A 1,072-nucleotide genomic window follows, 5' to 3' on the forward strand; every position below is an offset into this window, starting at 1 on the left:
CTTACAAAAAATAAAGTTAGTTTAATTTGCATTTTTAGAATTGGTTTATCTTTTCAAATGATTAATTAATGGATAAATATATCGTATATTTTTTCAAATAAGCATATTATGATGGTTATGAGATGCCAGTAAAATGGAGCATTATAAAAAACGTCTTTAATAATTTTTTTCGAAAAATTAACTATTCATAATTTTATACCCAGTTTTTAGATTAAATTTATTAATTTGTAAAAAATTAGTATTGGCTTATTCCATAATTTAGTGCTTAAATATGCGTTATGACTCATAATGGATCCTTGAGTAAGTTAAGTAACGGATTATATACTTTAGACTTTTATGGATAAACTCAGTCATGTAGCTTATGGTTATTTTCTATTCGGCTTGTTCGTGAATCATATTCTTCACGGATATATTTTGCCTAATCAGCATTCATGCCTATATCCAAACAAGTTTGTCAATCGTAATATAACTCGCTGAAATAGAGATTGAAATTGATGTCATCATGGTGCATTATTCCTAGCTAATTGTAATTTATGATTGTGTTTTAATTTAACTTACAAAGTTAAATTGATTATAAAATTATATTAGTTTGAGTTTAATGTTTTTTTAATTATTTTTATCTGAGCTTAATTTATTATGAGTATTAATTTTAATTCTGGTGGAGCTAAAGTATTAGATAGAATCATTGAGGCTTATGGTTTTCGATCCAAAGTTGAATATAGCAACTATTTGGGTACATCTGCTGCAAGCTTATCCATCCGGTATAAACGAGATTTGTTTCCTTCTGATTTAGTCATTAAATGTATGGACGAAACAGGTGCATCATTACAATGGTTAGCATATGGTCAAGGAGAGTTTAATCAGATGGATACGGACAAAGAAGTGGTTATATATGATAAAATTTTAGATAAACTAGAGCGGCTAATAGCCTTTAAAGAAAAAGGTGATATCACACCGCAAGAGTATAACGAATTGAAAAGGGCACTTATCAAAATGGGTGATGTAAATAATGAATAGTGATTAAAAACTATTAAATAATCATCTCTTTTTAAAATAAAACATTCCAATTCAA

At 27.3% G+C, this 1,072-nt stretch carries 1 protein-coding gene; it reads left to right on the plus strand.

All coding sequences use genetic code 11. The annotated features are described in order from the left end of the window. The first annotated feature begins 636 nt into the window (after window positions 1-636). A complete protein-coding gene (locus A9G09_RS00010; RefSeq protein WP_065632876.1) occupies window positions 637-1,017 on the plus strand; it encodes a helix-turn-helix transcriptional regulator in 381 nt (126 codons plus the stop codon). The last annotated feature ends 55 nt before the right edge of the window (window positions 1,018-1,072 follow it).

The organism is Gilliamella sp. wkB292 (assembly GCF_001690235.1).
Taxonomy (GTDB): domain Bacteria; phylum Pseudomonadota; class Gammaproteobacteria; order Enterobacterales; family Orbaceae; genus Gilliamella; species Gilliamella apicola_F.

What these genes read in the sequence shown, in the direction of transcription:
- A9G09_RS00010 (WP_065632876.1), top strand. Translation starts at nt 637, where the DNA reads ATGAGTATTAATTTTAATTCTGGTGGAGCTAAAGTATTAGATAGAATC.